Raw genomic sequence first — 16,818 nt, 5'->3', positions numbered from 1 at the left:
ATTGATGTAAAAGTCCGGATGATGGCCGGCTGCGAGGAGCTTTTCCCTGCGAAAGCCCACCACGACGATGCCGCCTACGACCTGCATTCGCGCTGTGATATGGAGCTCGCCGTCGGGAAGAGCACGCTGGTGCCGACCGGTATGTTTCTGGAACTGCCGGTGGGATTTGAGGCGCAGGTGCGGCCGCGCAGCGGACTCGCCCTCAAGCACAACCTCTCGCTGACCAACTCCCCCGGCACGATCGATGCCGGATACCGGGGGGAGGTGGGGGTCATCATGTTCAATCCCGGCCCGGAACCGTTCCCGGTTCACCGGGGGGACCGGATTGCCCAGATGGTGATTGCGGAACTGCCCGCGGTGGAACTCGTGCCCGCCGAAGAGCTCTCCGAAACCGGCCGCGGCGCGGGCGGCTTCGGCAGTACCGGCAGACAGTAATAAGTTCCCGGCAGAGGGGCTTGCTCCGTCACGCTTCGGAGGGCGGGATGGCGGCGGCGAGCTCTTCCGGGGTCAGGTGACGGTGGACCCGGCAGGGGTTGCCGAAGGCGATGACATTGTCGGGGATATCCCGGGTCACGACGCTCCCGGCGCCGATGACGACATTGCTGCCGATGGTGACGCCGGGCAGAACCCGGACGCCGCCGCCGATCCAGACGTTGCTGCCGACGGTGATTGGGCGGGCGTACTCCAGCCCTTCGTTGCGTTCTGCAACCTTCACCGGATGGCCGGCGGTGTAGAATCCGCAGTCGGGCGCGATGAAGACGTTGTCTCCGAAGCGGACCTTCGCTCCGTCCAGAATCACCAGGTTGTGGTTGGCGAAGAAGTTGTCACCGACCTCGATCTGACTGCCGTAATCGCACCAGAAGGGGGAGAGGATGGTGCAGTTTTTTCCGCTCCTGCCGAGGAGCTTGCGCAGAATCGCGCCCCGCTGCTCGACGTCGGAGGGCGGCAGCTGATTGAAGGAAAAGCAGATATCCTTGCATTTCAGCATCTCTTTCTGCAGTTCCGGGTCATAATTGGGATTGTAGATCATCCCGAGATCTCGCTTCTCTTTTTCCGTCATGAGAGTTCCTCCATATTATTATGATTCCTATACTATACCGTCGACGGACTCCGGTTGCAATCGGTGAAGAGGATATTTTCCCCGGGGAAAGCGGCCACTACGGCCGTATTCCTGTGGGGAAGAGGTCCGCAAGCTATTGCAGAGGAGACGATAAAAACGAATTTTGTTTGTTCGTGGCGGCATAGAAGAACATAATCGATGCAGATTCCGGCCATGGTGGTCGGGCGAGATGCGGAAACGCGGTAGGAAGGTGTTGATCTTCGAACCGCAGGAGTGACATCAGCCGGAACTGGAGACGAGTATGATGTCATCATTCCGGTCCGGACGAGGGGAGTGCTGATTCCGGGAGGAAGAGCGGCAACGCAGTCTGATCGCGCGGGAAAATGAGGGTTCCGCCTTGCATTTCCGGAAAGATGCTGTAAAGTTTACCCCGTAAAAATTCCGTTCTCATCGAAAGACGTTGTGAGGTATCATGAAGGAACTGATGTGGGATTCTTTGTTGCGTTTTCTGAAATCGGGGAACAATGAATGGGCGCCGGACCGGCTCCCCCCCAGCAGCGGGGCGCTTGTGTTGCGGAACTATCGTACCGGGGCGGTGCCGAAGGAGCGCGGTGTCGGAGCTATGGAAATTGCCGGAAATGAGGTTCGGGCCTGTGCGGTGTTTGAGGATTCCGACATCTTCAATCGGGCGACGGCGGATAATGAGGAAACCTGGGTTACCGGCGATGCGATGGAGTTCTTCTTTCAGACGCGCGGCCGGGAGGACTATCTGGAACTGCACGTCACCCCGGAGGAGAAACGGCTGATGCTCCATATTCCGGACTACCGGACCCATCGTGAAATTCCGTTTGACGAGAAGACGTTTCAAGGGCCGGTCCGTGTCCGCACCCGGATTCTCCGGGAGGAGAAGCTGTGGTGCGCTGAAATCGTCTTTCCCTCCGAACTTGCCGGATTGACGCCACAGACCGTTTCCGGTTCCCGGTTCGCCATCTGCCGGTACAACTACACCCGGCCGGCCCCGGAACCGGAAATCACGTCGACCCGGCTCCTGCCGGATACCGGATTTCATTATCCGCCCGGCTGGCACGTAATCGAGTAGGCTGGGCTTGAAAATCGCCGCGAAAGCGCTATGTTACCGGGAAAACGACAATCTTCCGGAAAAGGAATCTCATGGCTGTTTCACTGAATACCGGAGCTCTGGTGCTCTATCATGGAAAATTCGCGGCGGTGACCGCGATCAATAAGGAGAAGATCGAAATCCGTGTGGAGGGCGGCGCCTCGAAAAGCGTGCGCCCCAAGGATGTGGAGTTTCTCCACCGTGGACCGGTTTCGTCGCTTCCGCCGAAACTGCTGCCTGAGCCGGACTGTGCCGAACTGCTTGAACTCATGGAAGGCGAGACACTGCCGTTTGCGGATTTTCTGCTGCTTGCCTATTCGGCGGATACGCCGGAGGCGGCCGCGTCTGCCTGGGAGCTTATTTCGCGCAACATCTGGTTCCGGGGCGGACCGGAGGCGGGGGTGACCGGCCGTTCGCCGGAGGAGGTCGCCGCCGCGCTCGCCGCCCGCGAAGCGAAGGAGGGGGAGAAGGCCGCCCGGGAGGCGCTGCTCGAACGGATCCGCTCCGGAGCTGTTCTGCCGGAGGACCGGGTGAACCTGCGGGAGATCGAGCAGGTGGCGCTGGGGAATTCCCCGTCCAGCCGTCTGTTGCGCGATCTCGGCATCGAGGCGACGCCGGAGAAGGCGCACCATCTTCTGCTCCGCCTGGGGGTATGGGACTTTCTGACCGACCCGTGGCCGTCCCGCGCGGGTATCGAATTGAGCGAGCCGGATTGTGCACTTGCTCCGCTCCCTGAGGAAGAGCGGGTGGATCTGACTGCAATGACCGCCTACGCAATCGATGACGAAGGCAGTGACGATCCGGACGACGCGGTCAGTTTTGCCGACGGGCTGGTCTGGGTGCATGTTGCGGATCCCGCCGCCTCGGTGACGCCGGAGAGCGATGCGGACAACGAAGCCGCCGCGCGCGGCGAGAATCTCTATCTGCCGGAGAAGGTGGTTCACATGCTGCCGCCGGAGGCGACGGAGCGGTTCGGGCTCGGCCTTCAGCCGCTTTCTCCCGCGCTCAGCTTCGGAATCCGCATCGCGCCGGACGGCACTGCAAAACTGGAGAAGATGGTGCTCTCCACCGTCCGGGTGGAACGGCTCACCTATCACTCCGCCGGCGAACGCTGGGAGGAGGAGCCGTTGCGCTCGTTGCGGCAGGAGCTGGAGCGGTTCCGGGAACGGCGCCGCGCCGATGGTGCACTCTTCATCCAACTGCCGGAGGTCAAGCTCCGGCTGGTTGACGGGGCCGTGCAGATCACACCATGCTTCGTCACTCCGGAACGGGAGCTGGTGGCCAATGCGATGCTCGCCGCCGGAAGCGCCGTCGCCGGATGGGCCGCGGAGCGGGAGATCCCGCTGCCGTTTGTCACCCAGGTACCGCCGGAAGCGGAGATGGGGGGCGGGTCGATCGTGGAGATGTTCGCGTTGCGTCGCGCCTGTGCGCCCAGCGCTGTTCAGTGTTCTCCGGGCCGTCACGCCGGGCTGGCGCTGGAGCCGTATGTCCGGGTCACCAGCCCGTTGCGCCGTTACGCCGATCTGCTTGCACACCAGCAGTTGCGCCGGATTTTGAAGAATGAGGAGCCGCTTTCTGCGGAGTGGCTGGAAAAGCGTCTTGTCCTCAGCGAAGCGGCCGCGTTGCAGCGCCGCCGGCTTGAACGGACCGTCAACGAATACTGGACGCTGGTCTATCTCACCCAGCATCCGGAGTGGACCGGCCGGGCGATCGCGGTCGACCGGCAGGATGACCGGCTGACCTTTCTGGTGCCGGAGCTCGCCTATGAATATAAAAACCGCTTCGGTGGAAAGGTGAATCTGGGCGAAGAGCTGACGGTGTATCCTGTGGCGGTGGATCCTGCCGCGCTCACCGCCCGGATGCGGATCGATCTGCATCCGGTTGCGGAGTGAGGAATTTTTCGCATCGGCTCTGAAACACGTCGGGAGGAGAGAGTGAAATTGTTTCGCATCGGCTTGTGGAGTGCGGCGAGCGCCGCGATGGCGGTGCTGCTGCTGACGACCGCTGTCGGCTGTATGGCGGACCGGTTCATCTTTCAGCCGCCGCAGGGGAATCCTGCCGCGGCGCAGAAGGCGGAGCTTCTGCCGGTTGCGGAAAAGATTTCCATTGCAGTGCAACACCATCCGGCTCCGTCGGAGGAGGCGTTCACCGTGCTCTACTGCCACGGCAACGCGGAGGACCTCTCCGGACTGCGTTACCGCCTGCCGCAGTTCACGGCGCACGGCTATGGAATTGCCGCCTTCGATTATGAAGGATATGGCGCCAGCGGTGGAACTCCTTCTGAAAGTAACGTATACCGTGACGCCGAGCGGGTATGGCATTATCTCACCGGGGAGAAGAAGATTCCGGCGGAGCGGATTGTGCTTTATGGCCGGAGTCTCGGGAGCGGGCCCGCCTGTTATCTGGCGGAGCGTTTCCCGGCGGCGGCGCTGGTGCTGGAAGCGCCGTTTACCAGTACATTCGCTGTGGCGGGAGTGGCGTGGCTGCCGGGAGACCGTTTCCCGAACCTTGACCGGATCCGGCGGGTGAAATGCCCGGTGCTGATCTTCCACGGCGACCGGGACCGGGTGATTCCGCCGGAGCACGGGAAAGCGCTCTACGAGGCGGCGCCGGGGCGGAAGCGGCTCTGTCCGGTCCCCGGGGCGGGGCACAACAATCTTACCGCCGTCGCCGGAGAGGCGTACTGGCGGGAGCTGGCGGAATTTCTGAACGGCGGTTCCATCGTGAAGTGATTGGCGGAACCTGTTCGGAGAGATCTATTTCTCCGGGAGCGTTTCATCCGGTTCCGGTGCCGGGTGACTGCGCCGGTACTCCGTCGGCGACTGCCCGCAGAAGCGGCGAAACCGGGTGGAGAAGTAGAAGGGATCCCCCAGCCCCAGCTGCCGGACAATTTCCGCAACCGGCAGAGAGGTGCTCTGGAGAAGGAACTGCGCACGCAGCAGCTGTTGAAATTCCCGCCAGGCCCGCGGAGAAACTCCGGTTGCTTCTTTGAACGCCGTATAGAATTTTGTGCGCGACATGCAGCAGAGGGCTGCGATGCGGTCCACGGATATGCTCTCCTCCGGTCCCTGCAGCAGCAGGCGTTGAGCCCGGGCGAGCCACTCCCGCCCGTCGCCGCGGCTTTGTGAATCTCCGGCGAAACCGCGCATGATTGCCTCTTCGAGCAGTGCATAGGCCAGGCCGTGCCATCCCGGCGCCCGGCGGTGGTCGAGTTGAAGGGCTTCGAGCAGGGCAGCCTTGGTGCGCCGGAGGTCCGTGCCGGTCAACCGGCAGCGCCGCAATCCCGGCACCTCCTCCGGCCAATGGATTTCTGCGGTCAGGTGCGGGCGCATGAGAAAATGAAACCAGATGAGGTTCCAGCCAGGTTCTGCCTGGAAAAGGTGCGGATGTTCCGGCGCAATGAGAATCATCTCGCCCGGCTCCGATTCAAAACTATGTTCGCCGAGAGAAATTTTTCCGTGGCCGGCGAGGGTCGCGAGCAGACTCCAGTCATGCAGCCAGTGGCTCCGCCATTGGTAGGAGCTGTTCTCTACAACATCTGTCCGGCCGGAGAAAAAATCCGCGTCCTGGCTTGGTCCGAGAAATACTTGAGCCATTTTTGAACAAAATTAAAGGTGTTTGGAACAATGTTCCATTGGGTTTTCCCTTGCTTTGTGGCATAATATACGCAGGATACACCGAAAAAGCAAATGGTTTCTCAGAAAGGAAACAGGACAATGTTTGGAGAGAAAATTCCGTCGGCGGAAAGAATCAATATCGAGGAATTCCGGGATAAAGTTCTCGGTTGCTGGACCGGCAAGAACATCGGCGGCACATTGGGAACTCCGCTGGAAGGCCGGCGCGAGATGAGCGATCTGACATTCTATCAGCAGGAGCTGGGCGGAAATCCCGCGCCCAATGACGACCTCGACCTGCAACTGGTCTGGCTGCTCGCCGTGGAACAGCGCGGAGCCTACCGCCTGACGGAACGTGCGCTCGGCGAATATTGGATGCGTTATATCTCCGGGCCATGGAATGAATATGGCACCGCCAAGGCCAATATCGTCAACGGACTTTATCCGCCGCTCTCCGGATTCTGCAACAACGAGAAATGGAAGTACAGCAACGGCGCCTGGATCCGTTCGGAAGTCTGGGCGTGCCTCTTCCCCGCCGTTCCGGATGAGGTCGTGCGGTTCGCCTGGCTCGACGCCTGCGTCGATCACTGCGGCGAGGGAATTTATGCGGAGATCTTTACCGCGGTGCTTGAATCCGCCGCGTTTGTCGAACGCGACGTGCGCAAACTCATCGATATCGCGCTTGCGAGAATTCCTGCCGATTGCCGCGTCGCCCGCAGCGTGAAACTGGCGATGGAATGCTACGACTCCGGCATCGACTGGCGCACTGCCCGGAACCGTATTGTTGAAGAGAGTGCGGATCTCGGCTGGTTCCAGGCACCGGCCAACCTCGGGTTTGTCGTGCTTGGACTTCTGTACGGAGAGGGGGATTTCGGGCGCAGCATCTGCATTGCCGTCAACTGCGGCGACGACACCGACTGCACCGGAGCAACCGTCGGCGCGATACTCGGAATCCTGATGGGCAGGAAGAATCTGCCGCAGAAGTGGACCGAACCGATCGGCAATACAATCCGGACCGTTGCGGTGCAGAATTATCAACTCTACGTTCCGGCTACTCTTGAGGAACTGACCGACCGGGTCATTCATGCCAAGCTTCAGGTGGAACGGGAAAATCCGACGTTGCCGCACCTTTCTGCCGACGAAACGCGCATCTCCGAAACATACCGGGAGCGGTTCGTCGAAGCCGGAGAAGCGGTGGAGCGGGTGCTGGCGCGTTCGAGCCGGGCGCTCGGCTTCGATCTGCCGTGGGGTGTTCTGACGATCGACTATGGAACAAGTCCCGTCACGGCTCCGGGGGAGACGCAGAAGCTCACGCTGACGCTTACCGATTGCCCCCATGACAACCGGCTCGCCTGCTTCGACTGGCAGCTTCCGGAAGGGTGGACCATGAATCCCGGCGCCTCCTTCGCTCTCCAGAGCCGGCAGCGGATGAGTTCTTCCATTACAGTTGAAATCACCCCCGGGGAGTTCCGGGACTCCGTAGTCTATCTGCCGGTTTCCCTGCGGCTGTCGGACCGGCGCTCGCCGCTCTGGCTGACCGTTCCGTTTCAGTTGCGCGGAGCAATCGGGATGGAGGAGCTTGTGTACAGCGAGTGGTACAAAGATGACGAAGACCGGCTCTTTGCCCGCCGCGCCGAAAAGTTGTTTTAAATGAATGACTGAGCTGTATGAAGTGAGCAAGGAAAAAACAGGGGCATTGCCGGGTGAAGACACGAGACGGCGGAAAGTTTTTTTGTGATCGATGTCCAGCGGGGAGGGGGGCGGTGGAATCCAACGATCCTCCTCCGACCGGAATCCTTTGCGCATCTTTCGCCATTGCAGAAGCCATGTCATCGGACAGGTACATGCCGTTGACCTGAACGCATCAGCGGTTCCGGTCGAGGAGGGACCGGTCCGGAAGATATTCGACCGGCCGGGGATGCAAAACACAGACAGGTTTTATGGAAGGCATTCAGAAAGAACAGCAGGTGAACGGAAAGGAAAACGATTCATGAAACGTGTGAAGGAATTTACTCTTGTCGAACTCCTGGTTGTAATCGCGATCATCGCCATTCTGGCCGCTATGCTGCTGCCCGCATTGAATAAATCACGTGAGTCGGCGAAAAAGACGCAATGTGTCAACACGCTGAAACAATATCTTTCCGCCGGGCAGTTTTATTCGGTGGATTCCGACGGCTGGTGGGTTCCTGTGCGGGAATTGGGGGATAAGCGACAGTGGTACAAAATTCCCGCGTTCGTCAATTACCTTGGAATCCGATACAATCGGGAGAGCGACTATCAGGATCGTTTCCCAGTTTCCCTGTTATGTCCGGTTTCTCACGGGGCCATGCATGATGTGCAAGATGGAATAGGAAATATAAGATCTTCTTATGGAATAAGTTATGCGACCGTGTGGAATACGACACGCGCCCTGCGGTTGAATCGGTTGAAGCGGCCGAGTTCCTCGGCCTCGTGGGCTGATGGACTCGACTGGATGCTGTACGACAGCAACATCCCCGGCTATTTTCAAAACGGGGAAAGTGTGACGGGCGCGGGAAAAGTCGCATACCGCCATTCGCAGTCACTGAATGCCGGAATGCTCGACGGCCATGTGACCAACTACAACTACCGCTATTTGCAACGGCCGGAGAACTTCAATCAGATGTTGAAGAACTTCTATTGAGGCATTCCCGGAAGAGTGCCGTTACAGGCAGGAGAGCAGCAGCCAGAGCAGGAGAAGAATCAGGAGCAGCGTACCGCAACCGATGCCGGTCTGGACGTCGCGCGGTTTCCCCGCGGGCCAGCGGGCGCCGCACTGGTTGCATACCATCTCCACATCATTGGCGCCGAGCAGGCCGAGCAGCAGCCCCACCCAGCCGAAGAGCAGCAGTCCGAGACAGCCGCAGCCGGGATCGTAATTCTTGCGCACCGCTGAAATCTGCGTGGAACCGCAGGAGGGGCAGCACACCGGGGTTTCCCGGTTGTTTCGCCGGAACGAGGCGGAGCCGGTTCCGCCGCAGTTCGGACAGCAGGGCTGGTCGTCGCGTACTTCTGCACCGCATTTTGCACATTTCATACTGGCAGGATTCTCCTCTGTTTTACCTGCAAGATAGTGCAAAATCGCCGGATATCAAGTCCTGATCAGAATTTTTTCAAGGTTCTTCCGGAAAATTCCTGGAACCTCTCTTGAATTTTTCCAGATGCGGCTCTATTTTGGCTGCAGTGAGAACTTGAAGCGCAAGGAGTTTTGAAGCATGCTCAGCGAAAAGAATTCAGAGAAGGTTGCCGTTTACGTTGCATTGATCGCGTCGATTCTTGCTCTCATCATCACGATAGTCAACTATTTCGCCCCGTCCGGAACGTTGTTTGCCGGTTCCGCCGGAGCGTCGGCTCCCGCGCCGGTGCGCCGTCCCGGCGGCGGTGGCGGCGGGCGGATGATGCGCGGCTCCGCAGGGACCCCGGAATATCTGCGGACGTGTGAAGAACAGATCAAACTTTTCGATCAGCTTCGCCAGTTGACGGCAGAGGCATGTCGGGCCGGTTCCGTGTCGGTCGATGATGTGTATCAAATTCAGCTGGAACAGGATAAACTTCGTTTAAATCTGATGCGCCAGAAGAGCGGACGTCGTGCGTTTTCCTCCTTTGCCGAGGCGTATCTCACCTGGATGAATGCGGACAGGTCCGTGCAGGCTGCCGAAGCGAGATGCAAAGCCGGCCGTGATACGACCAAGTCCGTCATTGCGGCGCAGATCAGACGGAACGAAGCAGCACTGCGATTGATGCAGCTGGAACGCCGTCTTGACCCGGAGAAGGTTGCCGAAGCGAAGGCGGCGGTTGCCGGTTATCCGGAAAAGCTCTCCGACGAACAGTTGGAGAAACTCCTTGCCGCCGAACAGCGTTCCTTCGGCCCCCGGTAACCGGGGGGGGAGGGGAGCCCCGGCGCGGTCAACGGCGGGGCTTCACGGCAATGCCGCGGGAGCCTTCTGAACCATCCGGGCGGCTTTCTTTTGATCGTAACCGAAATATGCTCCGTGTTCAAGTCCTTGATAAAAGGTCAGTTCCTTGCGTCCCTTCAGCTGGTTGTAGAGGACTTGGACACCGGAGGGCGGGCAGGTCCAGTCGGAGAGCCCCGCAGTGATTTGAACCGGACACGTTATGCGGGCGGCAAAATGCACGGTGTCATAATATCCCAGACCTGGGCGCCAGTCCGGCCGCCAGCCGCGGATACGCCCCCGGGTGACGCCTCCGAGATCGCACAGCCACGGAATTGAAATCCGGCAGTTGGTGGCATCCGGCGTCAGCGCCGTCACCGCAACCGCCTGGAAGGCTCCCTGACTGCCGCCGGAAAACTGAATCCGTCTGCCGTCCCACTCCGGAAGGGTCCGGCCGTATTCCACTGCACGCAAATTGCGAAGAATCATGTATTTGAAGTAGCAACTTCCGGGGGATTCATTCTCTTCATTGCGAAAGCCGTACCGCCGGAGTTCTCCCCGGGCAAGGGTATCGTAGTAGTTCTCATCACCGTCGTTGCGGATTCCGTGAGCGTTGATGATCAACGCGATGGCGTTGGATAGACGGCGCGGGCGAATCGCATGAACGGCGTAGCCGTCAAACTGAATGTCCAGCGGCAGAGACCGGGGAGCCGCATTCCGGGGAATGGTGAGATAGCCGCGAGCCGGGCGGGGGCCGGGGGCGGCGATGGTGAGATCATAGACGGTGAAATTGGAATCCTGCTGCCGGATGACCCGCTTCACCTTGAGAGGAACATCCGCCAGTTCCCGGCGCGCTTTTGTCCAGAAGTCGTCGAAGTCGCGGGGTTCCGGCAGGGCGGGGCGGAGTTGTTCTGGTTCGACACAGCCGCCCATCCCGTATTGAATGTCACGCAGTTGCTGGTTACGCCAGGGGCGTCTGGCCGCATTCCCCTGCGGTGTCAACAGAGTGGCACGCGCCATTACGAAGCCGGGTCGGCTGAGCGAGGCGGTGATTTCCAACGGCTTCCCGGCGGAAACTTCATGAACCGTTTCGGTTCGGCGTCCGTCATCGGCCGCCAGGGTGATTCGTACCTTGCCCGGCACGGGCTGGTTTGCATTCAGAATGCGGAAATAGAATTTCATCGGCTCGCCGGGCTGATACCGCGCCTCAGGGCGGTCGGTCCAGCCGGTTATGGTCCAGGCGGTGTACTCCTCCGCACGGGCCGGAAGAACGGCAACGAGAGCGGCGGTTGCAACAGCTGGAAGGAGGCGGGGAAAAAGATGGCGAGTCACATTCATCTCCTACAGTATGATTTTTGCTCCGTTGACATAGATCGTTCTTCCGGTCGGCCAGTAAAGGACGGTCATCAGTTCCCGGCGGTTCACCGACCGGGAACTGCCGTCGAACATCAACGTGTTCATCTTGCCGTTGTGTCGGAGGTCGGCCAGCGTATTGCTGCCGGTGCGGGTGATCTGGGAGCACTGATTGTCCTGATAGAGAGATTCGCCCAGCTGGAAAATGCGGAAATTCCGGGGAAAACTGCCGGCATTGCGCCAGCCGCGTTCCTGCTGCGGCACTTTGGCCGCCTGAATGCAGAGATATTCCGTCGTCGAACCTTCCCCCGGCGGCGCGAGCATGATGTTCGAAGTACCGCTGACGGAAGCGTTCTGCTTGAAATCCGCCACATTGACATTGGCCCCGTAGGTGGTGGTGAAGGAATCCTGGATGAACGGCGCCGCCGGGCAGCGGAATACGCCGCTGTTCAGGCTTCTGAGGGCTCCGGCCGAATTTGCCGGGTCGTATCCGGTCAGAAATGCGGCAAACCATCTCTGCCCGTCATCATATTTCCAGCTGTGCATGACCAGATCCCGGTTGTCACCCATGTAGAGGGCGAACATCGTACCAATCTGTTTCATATTGCTCAAGCAGCTGATCGAACGGGCTTTTTCCCTGCTTTTGTTCAAGGCCGGCAGCAAAAGAGCTGCCAGAATCGCGATGATCGCGATTACGATCAGCAGTTCAATAAGAGTAAAATTGGATTTTCCTTTTCCATCTCTCTTTGATGTGTCCATCATCGTCTGGTCTCCTGTTTGAACAAAATACAATATTATTTTATATTAATTATATTCAAAAATCGGGAAAAGTCAAGAGGCGCGGAAAAAATTTTTGAAAATAAACCATGAGAGAAACAGAGGGTGACACTCAGAGAAAAGAGGGAATCTTTTTGCGGTATGCCGGTGGAAAAAAGCGCAAAACCGTGTTATTTTAAAAGGAGCAATTCTCCGGCGGTGCTCCGCATCCGGATTGCGGTTCCCCTCCAGATTCAAAAATGAGGCGAATATCATGGCAAAAATGGCGAAGGCGGCGGTGCTGGTCGCTCCCGGCAAGTTTGAAATCAAAGAGTTTCCGATTCCGCCGATCGGCGATGATGAAATGCTGGTCAAGGTGGAAGGGTGCGGCGTCTGCGGCACCGACGGCCATGAATACAAACGCGATCCCTTCGGCCTCTGCCCGGTGGTGCTCGGCCACGAAGGATCCGGTTCGATCGAAGTTCTCGGGAAAAACATCACTCACGATTCCGCCGGTGTCCCGGTGAAGGTCGGCGACAAGATCGTCACCTGCGTGATTCCCTGCGGTCATTGCAGCGCCTGCCAGAATACGCCGGCCCGCACCAACCTCTGCGAACACTGCGGCGTCTACGGGCTCTTCCCCGATGACGAGATTCACCTCAACGGCTACTATGCGGAATATCTCAAGATCCGGCCGAATTCGACCTTCTTCAACGTGACCGGTCTGACGCTCGACCAGCGGATGCTGATCGAACCGGCGGCGGTGGCGGTTCACGCGGTCGAGCGGGCGAAAACCACCGGACTTCTGAACTTCAACACCAAGGTTCTGGTGCAGGGATGCGGGCCGATCGGCCTCATGGTGCTCGCGGTGCTGCGGACGATGGGCATTGACTGCATCATCGCGGTCGACGGCAATGACAACCGTCTCGAACTGGCGCGCGAAATGGGGGCGACCAGGACCTTCAATTTCACCCGCTATCCGGACTTCAACGACATGCTCGCCGAAGTGAAGGAGGCCACCGACGGGCTGGGGGCCGGATTCGTCTTCCAGTGCACCGGAGGCCCCGCCGCGGCGGCGACTGCCTGGAAGATGGTCCGCCGCGGCGGCGGCCTCTGCGAAGTCGGCTTCTTCCTGCCGAGCGGCACCTGTACGATCGATCCGCATTACGACCTCTGCAACAAGGAGGTGACGGCAGTCGGTTCGTGGGTCTATTCGCCGCAGGATTACCCGATCGCCTTTGCGTTCCTGCGCCGCGCCGCCGGAATCGGATTGCCGATGGAGAAGCTGGTCACCCATCACTTCCCGCTTGAGAAGATCGGCGAAGCGCTGGAAACCAATGTTCAGATGAAGGGAATCAAGGTCGCGGTTGTGATAGAATAGCCGCGTCTGCACGACGCATTCCGGCTCTTCCGGCAGTGTGCCGGGCACGGGCCGGAATTTTTTATTCGAAGAGGAGAAAATCATGTTGACGCAATTGCTGGTTCGACTTTTTGTTAAACAGCCGGAAAAGACAGACAATCCCGCAGTGCGGGAACGTTACGGCGAACTGGCCGGCACCGTGGGCATTGTCTGCAACGTCGGCCTTTTTGCCGCCAAGCTGACGGTGGGATTGATTTCCGGCAGTATCGCCATCATGGCCGATGCGGTCAACAACCTCTCCGATGCCGGCTCTTCGATTGTGGCGTTGCTCGGCTTCAAGCTGGCCGCCAAACCGGCGGACGACGAACACCCGTTCGGGCACGGTCGCCTGGAATATGTGGCCGGTCTGGTGGTCGCCGTCATTATCATCGCCGTCGGGCTCAACTTCCTCAAGGGATCGGCGGAGCGGATCTTTCACCCGGTCGATACCGAGGTCTCCTTCTGGGGCATGGTGACGATTGCGCTCGCTGTGCCGGTCAAATTCTGGATGTTTCTCTTCAACCGCGCGCTGGGCCGGAAGATCAATTCGACGGTGCTTCAGGCGACCGCCTTCGACAGTTTGAGCGATATTTTGACCACTTCCGTGGTGCTGATCGCGGTGTTCCTCGACAGCATCACCTCGTTCCCGTCGGATGGAATCGCCGGCGTCATCGTCGCGCTGCTGATCATCGTCGGCGGAATCAAAGTGGTGCGCGACACGATCAACCCGCTGCTCGGGGAGTGTCCGGACCGCGAACTGGTCGAGGAGCTTGAACGGAAGATGCTGGAAAATCCCGACATCTGCGGCGTCCACGATCTCATCATGCACAACTACGGCCCCGGGCGCTACTTTGCCACCGCGCACGCCGAAGTGAATTCCGACTGCGATCCGGTGCAGATTCACGATTCGCTGGAGAACACGGAGCGGCAGGTCGCCATGGCGCTGCCGGTCAGGTTGACGCTCCATTGTGACCCGTTTGACCGCGACGATCCGGAGTTCAAGGCGTGGCGGCTTGCCGCGACCCGGGCGGCGGAAGCGATTGACGCCGGATTCCGGATTTACGATTTTCGCATGTTCCGGACGCAGAAATATCTTCGGTTGAAGTTCAATCTGCTGGTGCCGCGCAGCTGTCCGCTGTCGCACCACGAACTGCAGGAGCGCCTGCTGAAGACGCTCCGGCAGCGCGATCCCAATGTCCTGATCGCCGTGGTGATTGAAAACTCTTTCGTATAAAGGCGGAGATCATTCAAATACCGGTTCTGTAACCGGATGCGGTATGCCACCCTGCGGTGCGTAGGTTTGACCCCAGTCGCTGCCCGCCACTTCCGGTTCGAATGCCCGGGTGCCGAACATCGGACCGCAGGAGGTGTACCGTTCCAGCCGGAGCTGTACCCGGCGGCCGGCAAAGCGTTCCGGAATCCGCCAGGCGAATGGATCCCAGGCGCGTTCGCCCAGACTTTCGTCGTCGAGAAAGAGTTCGCTGAACAAATTGTCCGTCTCCAGGCGCAGAAGCGTCGCATCGGCAGGAATATCCACTTCCCCCTGCTGGCTCAGTTTGCCAATGTAGTTGCCCAGTCCGGCGCCGTCTCCGGCATAGCGGGCAAGCCCGTCTCCCTGATCGGCGAACTCTCCCGTGAGAAAGGCGCAGGGCAAATAGAGATAATCTCTGGTCGTGGCCGCCATTTCAAAGCGGTGCTCTCCTGCTGGAAGATCGAAAGGAAGGGTTTCCCGGTAAAGTTCGCGGAAGCCCTGCGGCAGCGAAGTGCATACCGATTTTGCTTCGATCGGTTTACCGTCGAGCCGAAGTTCGACTCTGCCGCCGTAGTCGCGCAAAGCCAAGGTCACGGCAGGAAGGTTTTCCCGGACGACAACCCGGCAGAGACCGTTTTCGAAGTCCAGCCGTTTCAGATTTGGGCGGTCGAGTTCGATCTTCCAGCCGCCGAACGAGGCGGTGCCGTCAAAGGCGAGGGGGAAGGGAATGGCTTGACCGTTGCGATGCAGCAGAAGGGCGCGTTCCTGCGGGGAACGGGAGAGATTCACAACTTCGATGGAGCCGTCGGCATAGTTGCGTAAAAAGATATCCCGGGCACGACTGCCGTCGGATTCGGTCACGTACACCCGGAGCGGCGATCTCTTTTCAAGGTCGTTCAGAAACACTTCGACCGAACTCCAGGTCCTGCCGGAACGTTCTTCGGTGATGCCCTCCTGTTCCAGACGCAGGATGAATGCCGCACTGCCGGATTCCTCCGCATTGATCACGCTCCAGCTCCGTTGGCGCTCGACCAGCTGCATCAGCAGATCGTTCAGCAGACGCGGCACGCCGGGATAGCGAATCTGGATTTCCGGATGGAACGGTTTCCCGGCGATGTCGGCGGAGAGCGCGGCGTCTTCGCCCAGCAGCTTCAGCGCGCGGAACCACGGCTGCGTGCGGGAGTAGGGGTTGAAGTAATTGCATTTCTCCACATTGCCGCGCATGTCGAGTTGGGCGACTGCAAGCACATAGTGATCGACGCCGAACATGCCGGCGAGACGCATCGTCTTTTTCATGCGGGCAAGTGACATGTCGCAGGGGCCGAGGGCGAAAAGTTCCGCAAGTCCGCCGTTGCCAGTGCGGCGGATGCCATGCTCGACGGTGGCGAACGTGAGCCACTCCATGTTGTCATTGAACTGGCGGGTGAAGATTTCATCCATGCCGGGCAGGGTGAATTGATCGATGATTTCGAGCGGGCGTCCGCTGGCCGCGAGAGAGCTGCCGGTGGAGGATTCATCCATGAGATGGCCGGTCAGGAACAGGTTGTGAGCTGTGCACCAGTCGCGGACCGGACGCAGAAACGCGTCACGGAAACGGTTGCCGAGCAACTGATAAACGAAGGGGCGCCAGAACGGGTCGCATCCAGTTTTCAGGCAGCATGCAATATCGTTTTGGAGCTGGTTTCCGGTCAGTGCCGTGTACTCCTCTTCGAGCCCGGGATAGCAGGCGATCCGGAGCCGTTCTCCCGGAATGGATTCCCCGTGCCAGACATAGAGAAACGATGGTTCATCGGTGAAGAATCCCTTGATCAAGCGGCCGAAGAGCGGAGAAAAGTGTTCGGCATATCTCTCATGTGTGGACCGGAGAAATGCGCGCATGGCGTCAACGTTGAGCACGTCAGGACGGGCGGGATTGCATCCTTTGCGGAAGGTGAAGCTGCCGTCACTCTCTTCGAGCACCTGAAGATAATGAAGCGCGTAATCGGGATTTTCCCGCATGATTTTGCCGCCGCACTGACCGCTGGGCCAGTTGAATTCATCGTAGAGCCACATGGATGTGAAGCCGAGACGTTCCCCCTCCTCGAAGAAAATCCGGCAGGTGTCGAACCACTCGGGGCTCAGATACTCCAGTTCACATCCGGACCGGGGATAGACCAGGTACTGGGTTACCCCGACCTCCCGCAGTGCAGTCAATGTTTCGGAAATCATGTTTCGGTCCGGTTTCCCGGTCACCGCTCCCATCGGAATCAACGGACACTCTCGCTTCAAACTCATCTCATACCTCCGGCTGGTTGGTTATGATGATTGAATTTACAATAATATTGTTATTTTTTCAAGTGCAAAAAGAGAAGTATTG

15 protein-coding genes are annotated in these 16,818 nt (G+C 59.2%); 9 read left to right on the top strand and 6 right to left on the bottom strand.

Annotation, left to right across the window (positions count from 1 at the left end; translation table 11 throughout):
* The gene (gene dut / locus ACMLHG_RS14435; RefSeq protein ID WP_417170943.1) at positions 1 to 435 is read left to right on the top strand and encodes a dUTP diphosphatase; all 435 of its coding nucleotides are present in this window, start codon (positions 1 to 3) and stop codon (positions 433 to 435) included.
* Positions 436 to 463: 28 nt separating this feature from the next.
* On the opposite strand, the gene ACMLHG_RS14430 is transcribed toward dut, so the two are convergent.
* Positions 464 to 1,060 carry a sugar O-acetyltransferase gene (locus ACMLHG_RS14430; protein WP_295810081.1) on the bottom strand — a complete coding sequence of 199 codons (597 nt, stop codon included), beginning with the start codon at positions 1,058 to 1,060 and terminating at the stop codon, positions 464 to 466.
* A 472-nt stretch (positions 1,061 to 1,532) separates the two neighbouring features.
* Between ACMLHG_RS14430 and ACMLHG_RS14425 the strand changes: the two genes are divergently transcribed.
* The 3 genes from ACMLHG_RS14425 (at position 1,533) to ACMLHG_RS14415 (ending at position 4,909) form a co-directional block, all read left to right on the top strand.
* Positions 1,533 to 2,159, top strand: coding sequence for a hypothetical protein (locus tag ACMLHG_RS14425; protein WP_417170942.1), 627 nt, complete (start codon positions 1,533 to 1,535; stop codon positions 2,157 to 2,159).
* A gap of 71 nt (positions 2,160 to 2,230) precedes the next feature.
* Positions 2,231 to 4,069: an RNB domain-containing ribonuclease gene (locus ACMLHG_RS14420; RefSeq protein WP_417170941.1), complete on the top strand. Its 1,839-nt coding sequence runs from the start codon at positions 2,231 to 2,233 to the stop codon at positions 4,067 to 4,069.
* A 42-nt stretch (positions 4,070 to 4,111) separates the two neighbouring features.
* A complete protein-coding gene (locus ACMLHG_RS14415; protein ID WP_417170940.1) occupies positions 4,112 to 4,909 on the top strand; it encodes an alpha/beta hydrolase in 798 nt (265 codons plus the stop codon).
* 24 nt (positions 4,910 to 4,933) lie between these two features.
* On the opposite strand, the gene ACMLHG_RS14410 is transcribed toward ACMLHG_RS14415, so the two are convergent.
* The gene (locus tag ACMLHG_RS14410; protein WP_294436428.1) at positions 4,934 to 5,773 is read right to left on the bottom strand and encodes an AraC family transcriptional regulator; all 840 of its coding nucleotides are present in this window, start codon (positions 5,771 to 5,773) and stop codon (positions 4,934 to 4,936) included.
* A gap of 120 nt (positions 5,774 to 5,893) precedes the next feature.
* Between ACMLHG_RS14410 and ACMLHG_RS14405 the strand changes: the two genes are divergently transcribed.
* Entirely contained in the window at positions 5,894 to 7,441 is a 1,548-nt protein-coding gene (locus ACMLHG_RS14405) for an ADP-ribosylglycohydrolase family protein (protein WP_417170939.1), read from the top strand.
* Positions 7,442 to 7,781: 340 nt separating this feature from the next.
* On the top strand, positions 7,782 to 8,453 hold the full coding sequence (locus ACMLHG_RS14400) for a prepilin-type N-terminal cleavage/methylation domain-containing protein (protein ID WP_417170938.1): 672 nt from the start codon (positions 7,782 to 7,784) through the stop codon (positions 8,451 to 8,453).
* A 21-nt stretch (positions 8,454 to 8,474) separates the two neighbouring features.
* On the opposite strand, the gene ACMLHG_RS14395 is transcribed toward ACMLHG_RS14400, so the two are convergent.
* Positions 8,475 to 8,846 carry an LITAF-like zinc ribbon domain-containing protein gene (locus tag ACMLHG_RS14395; protein ID WP_294436004.1) on the bottom strand — a complete coding sequence of 124 codons (372 nt, stop codon included), beginning with the start codon at positions 8,844 to 8,846 and terminating at the stop codon, positions 8,475 to 8,477.
* A 178-nt stretch (positions 8,847 to 9,024) separates the two neighbouring features.
* Between ACMLHG_RS14395 and ACMLHG_RS14390 the strand changes: the two genes are divergently transcribed.
* The gene (locus ACMLHG_RS14390; RefSeq protein ID WP_294436003.1) at positions 9,025 to 9,687 is read left to right on the top strand and encodes a hypothetical protein; all 663 of its coding nucleotides are present in this window, start codon (positions 9,025 to 9,027) and stop codon (positions 9,685 to 9,687) included.
* 42 nt (positions 9,688 to 9,729) lie between these two features.
* Here ACMLHG_RS14390 and ACMLHG_RS14385 read toward each other — a convergent pair whose 3' ends face one another.
* A complete protein-coding gene (locus ACMLHG_RS14385) occupies positions 9,730 to 11,034 on the bottom strand; it encodes an acetylxylan esterase (RefSeq protein WP_417170937.1) in 1,305 nt (434 codons plus the stop codon).
* Positions 11,035 to 11,043: 9 nt separating this feature from the next.
* Positions 11,044 to 11,817, bottom strand: a complete 774-nt coding sequence (locus tag ACMLHG_RS14380) for an H-X9-DG-CTERM domain-containing protein (protein WP_417170936.1) — start codon at positions 11,815 to 11,817, stop codon at positions 11,044 to 11,046.
* Positions 11,818 to 12,085: 268 nt separating this feature from the next.
* Between ACMLHG_RS14380 and ACMLHG_RS14375 the strand changes: the two genes are divergently transcribed.
* Together ACMLHG_RS14375 and ACMLHG_RS14370 are read left to right on the top strand one after the other, a co-directional pair.
* Positions 12,086 to 13,192, top strand: coding sequence for a zinc-dependent alcohol dehydrogenase (locus ACMLHG_RS14375; RefSeq protein ID WP_417170935.1), 1,107 nt, complete (start codon positions 12,086 to 12,088; stop codon positions 13,190 to 13,192).
* Positions 13,193 to 13,274: 82 nt separating this feature from the next.
* Positions 13,275 to 14,444 (top strand): cation diffusion facilitator family transporter, encoded by a 1,170-nt coding sequence (locus ACMLHG_RS14370; RefSeq protein ID WP_417170934.1) that lies wholly within the window; start codon positions 13,275 to 13,277, stop codon positions 14,442 to 14,444.
* Positions 14,445 to 14,453: 9 nt separating this feature from the next.
* Here the strand turns inward: ACMLHG_RS14370 and ACMLHG_RS14365 are convergent, their stop codons facing one another.
* A complete protein-coding gene (locus tag ACMLHG_RS14365; RefSeq protein WP_417170933.1) occupies positions 14,454 to 16,736 on the bottom strand; it encodes a hypothetical protein in 2,283 nt (760 codons plus the stop codon).
* Positions 16,737 to 16,818: the final 82 nt, after the last annotated feature.

The sequence above is a fragment of the Victivallis sp. genome (assembly GCF_048170485.1).
Lineage (GTDB): Bacteria > Verrucomicrobiota > Lentisphaeria > Victivallales > Victivallaceae > Victivallis.
This window is presented reverse-complemented; position numbering and strand designations above follow the sequence as displayed.

What these genes read in the sequence shown, in the direction of transcription:
- ACMLHG_RS14370 (WP_417170934.1), top strand. Translation starts at nt 13,275, where the DNA reads ATGTTGACGCAATTGCTGGTTCGACTTTTTGTTAAACAGCCGGAAAAG.
- ACMLHG_RS14390 (WP_294436003.1), top strand. Translation starts at nt 9,025, where the DNA reads ATGCTCAGCGAAAAGAATTCAGAGAAGGTTGCCGTTTACGTTGCATTG.
- ACMLHG_RS14405 (WP_417170939.1), top strand. Translation starts at nt 5,894, where the DNA reads ATGTTTGGAGAGAAAATTCCGTCGGCGGAAAGAATCAATATCGAGGAA.
- ACMLHG_RS14410 (WP_294436428.1), bottom strand. Translation starts at nt 5,773, where the DNA reads ATGGCTCAAGTATTTCTCGGACCAAGCCAGGACGCGGATTTTTTCTCC.
- ACMLHG_RS14420 (WP_417170941.1), top strand. Translation starts at nt 2,231, where the DNA reads ATGGCTGTTTCACTGAATACCGGAGCTCTGGTGCTCTATCATGGAAAA.
- ACMLHG_RS14365 (WP_417170933.1), bottom strand. Translation starts at nt 16,736, where the DNA reads ATGAGTTTGAAGCGAGAGTGTCCGTTGATTCCGATGGGAGCGGTGACC.
- ACMLHG_RS14425 (WP_417170942.1), top strand. Translation starts at nt 1,533, where the DNA reads ATGAAGGAACTGATGTGGGATTCTTTGTTGCGTTTTCTGAAATCGGGG.
- ACMLHG_RS14375 (WP_417170935.1), top strand. Translation starts at nt 12,086, where the DNA reads ATGGCAAAAATGGCGAAGGCGGCGGTGCTGGTCGCTCCCGGCAAGTTT.
- ACMLHG_RS14430 (WP_295810081.1), bottom strand. Translation starts at nt 1,060, where the DNA reads ATGACGGAAAAAGAGAAGCGAGATCTCGGGATGATCTACAATCCCAAT.
- ACMLHG_RS14400 (WP_417170938.1), top strand. Translation starts at nt 7,782, where the DNA reads ATGAAACGTGTGAAGGAATTTACTCTTGTCGAACTCCTGGTTGTAATC.
- ACMLHG_RS14380 (WP_417170936.1), bottom strand. Translation starts at nt 11,817, where the DNA reads ATGATGGACACATCAAAGAGAGATGGAAAAGGAAAATCCAATTTTACT.
- ACMLHG_RS14395 (WP_294436004.1), bottom strand. Translation starts at nt 8,846, where the DNA reads ATGAAATGTGCAAAATGCGGTGCAGAAGTACGCGACGACCAGCCCTGC.